This window comes from Desulfobacula sp., assembly GCF_021107415.1.
In genome coordinates this window covers 1-2,999 of record NZ_JAIOSW010000299.1, presented here as the reverse complement: position 1 = coordinate 2,999, position 2,999 = coordinate 1, and the positions used below count along the sequence as shown (strand labels likewise).

At 43.2% G+C, this 2,999-nt stretch carries 3 protein-coding genes; all 3 read left to right on the top strand.

The features are described from left to right. On the top strand, positions 1-244 hold a 244-nt coding region (locus K8S13_RS15560; protein ID WP_291463868.1), incomplete at its 5' end, for a HAMP domain-containing sensor histidine kinase. Between the two features lie 18 nt (positions 245-262). Beyond that, on the top strand, positions 263-1,615 hold the full coding sequence (locus K8S13_RS15555) for a sigma-54 dependent transcriptional regulator (protein WP_291463867.1): 1,353 nt from the start codon (positions 263-265) through the stop codon (positions 1,613-1,615). After that, a partial coding sequence (locus K8S13_RS15550) for a TonB-dependent siderophore receptor (RefSeq protein WP_291463865.1) occupies positions 1,605-2,999 on the top strand: 1,395 nt, incomplete at its 3' end. The genes K8S13_RS15555 and K8S13_RS15550, both read left to right, overlap by 11 nt.

Below are 2,999 nucleotides of genomic sequence, written 5' to 3'. Positions count from 1 at the left end.
TGTTTCCGTGGAAATATTATTGGAAAACAAGTGGTGTATGACGGTGATGGATACAGGGCACGGGATTTCAAAGGAAGATAAGGAGAGAATATTTGATCCCTTTTACACGACAAAGATAAAGGGATCGGGTCTGGGGCTTGCATTTGTAAAGCAGGCAGTCACAGCCCACGGGGGAAGCGTCACGGCAGAAAACCGGCCGGACGGCGGCTCGGTTTTCAGTATCGTTATTCCAGGGATGGAATAGGACAAAAAGGGTATCTTTATGGACAAGCCAAATATTTTAGTTGCAGACGATGAAGACAGAATGCGTCATCTTTTATCAGTAATGCTTCAAAGAAACGGTTACAAAGTAGATCAGGCCCAGGATGGCCTTGAAGCCCTTAAAATGATAAAGGAGAACCCATATGATCTTTTAATCAGCGATATTAAAATGCCTGGTCTGGATGGAATGGGGCTTTTAAAAGAACTTCGGAAAGAAGAGAATTTAATACCGGTTATTTTTATCACGGCTTTTGCAACGGTTGAATCATCAGTTGAGGCAATGAAGGCAGGAGCGTCAGATTATATCACCAAGCCTTTTGAAGAAGAACGGATTATTGTTACGGTGAACAGGTGTCTTGACCTTTCCCGGGTCATGGCGGAAAACAGGCGGCTGAAAGAAGAAATTAAAAATATTTCCTATAAAGACAATATCATATATGCATCAAAACAAATGCAGGATGTGATGAACCTAGGGTTTAGGGTTGCTGCCACATTATCTGTTGTGATGATTACAGGAGCATCCGGTACAGGCAAGGAACTGCTTGCCCGGTACATCCATAAAAACAGTGATCGTAAAAATAATCGGTTTGTACCATTAAATTGTGCGGCAATTACCCCCACTCTAGTGGAATCAGAGCTGTTCGGGTATGAGAAAGGGGCTTTTACCGGGGCGGAATCAAGGAAAAGAGGCAAATTTGAATATGCGACAAAAGGCACCCTTTTTCTGGATGAAATCGGGGATATGCCTTTGGAGGCCCAGGCAAAGCTCTTAAGGGCGCTTCAGGAGCAGCGGTTTCAGAGAGTAGGGGGGAACAAGGAAATACCTGTTGATGTCAGAATTATATGTGCTACCAACCAGGATCTGAAGAAAATGGTAGCAAAAGGGGCTTTTAGAAGTGATCTTCTATATAGAATCAATGTGTTCCCCATTGAAATGCCGGCCTTAAGACAGAGACCCGATGATATTGTTCCCCTGGCAAAATACTTTCTAACTCTTCAGACAATTAAAGGGGACATGCAGCTGACACAAGGGGCCTGTAGGATATTAAAAAAATATCATTGGCCGGGGAATGTCCGTGAACTCCAAAATGTTATAGAAAGGGCAGTCATACTGGTTGTGGAAGGCGGGACCATTTCTTCTGAAACCCTCTCTTTTTTGGACGACCTAGGTGTATTGCCCGAGGAAGACAAAGGGTTTGTCCTGCCTGAAAATGGAATATCCCTGGAAAAATTTCAACTTGATCTGGCAAAGCAGGCTCTTGAGAAAACGAATAACAACCAGACGGCGGCTGCCAGACTTTTGGGGATGACCAGGGCAAAATTCAGGGTTTTAATGAGAAGGGATGATGACTGATAAAGTGAGCCGGATTACAAAATACTCTATGATGACAGACCAAAAAATATTTAACTTTCATTATTTGAATTATATTGTAATGTTTTCATTATTTGTAATGATTAATCTTTCCGCACTGATTTTCCCGGGAATTTGCCATGGCCTGAGTGATACGGATTTGATGTTTGTCGGTGAAGAACTAAAGGTTATTACTATTGCGTCCGGACGTGAAGAGGGAGCATGGAAAGCTCCGGCTGTTGCCGATGTGATCACCAGGGATGAGATTAAGCAAAAAGGGATATCCACCCTTGCAGAATTGCTTAATTTTGAGCCGGGATTTCTGATATCAGAAAGCGAAGCCGGATATAATATTTATTTGAGGGGAATATCTGATTCCGTACTTTTTTTAAATGAGGCCGTTCCCACAGGTTCCAAACTCAATAAGAACTATAATCGCATTAATCCCTACCTTTCACTTGAATCGGTAAAACGCATTGAGATCATCCGGGGGCCGGGGTCGGTATTGTGGGGAGCGGATGCCTTTGCAGGCATTGTGAACATCGTACCTTTAACAGGAAAAGATTTTCAGGGGGTACGGACCGGCATGAGAGCAGGGAACTCTGTCAGGGGAAACGAGGCATATCTTCATTGGGGCCGGGAAAATGATGATTGGAATTCGTTTTTATCCATCTCCGGTGGTAATGGCAGGAAAGATTCAAGAGATAACTATAACTTTACCAATTTCTGGGGGGATGAAGATATGGTTCTGCCGGTTCCTTCGGAATCTCGTTATGGAGACGGAAGTCTGAAGAATCCAACGTTTTTTGAGGCATCTGGAAATGCGGATTTTGGAGAACTATTTAGAGTAAGCACCAATCTATCCTTTTATTCCAAACCCTATACCCGTTCGGATGAACCCAATGATAATCTTGTCTGGAAAGAGGAAAATGAGGCTTTTTCCGGGTTTATTAAAATGGAAGGAAGCAAAAAATATAATATTACTTCCGGGGTCAGATGGACCACATATTTTTCATGGTTTGATACGCAAACACAAATCGTGGACTTGACCCTTGAAAACCATGACCGGGTGGTCTTTGGGGAGATTGTCCATGAAAAGTCGATATTGAACGGTGACGGACTATTCACAACCGGTGCATCCATACGACAGGAAAAGGTGGAAGACCTGCCTGTATGGGATAGTTATTATCCTGATTTTTTTACGGATGACAATGTGTCATTTGTCCCCTGGCCGCAATTGTACGATTATTCAATTACCACCCTTTCTCTTTTCGGGCAATACCAGCAGTCCATTGGAAGTGTAGACATCTGGGCCGGGATAAGGGGTGATGATCATGAACATTCCGAGGGAAATGTATCATATAATACCGGTATTTCCTGGAGTCCA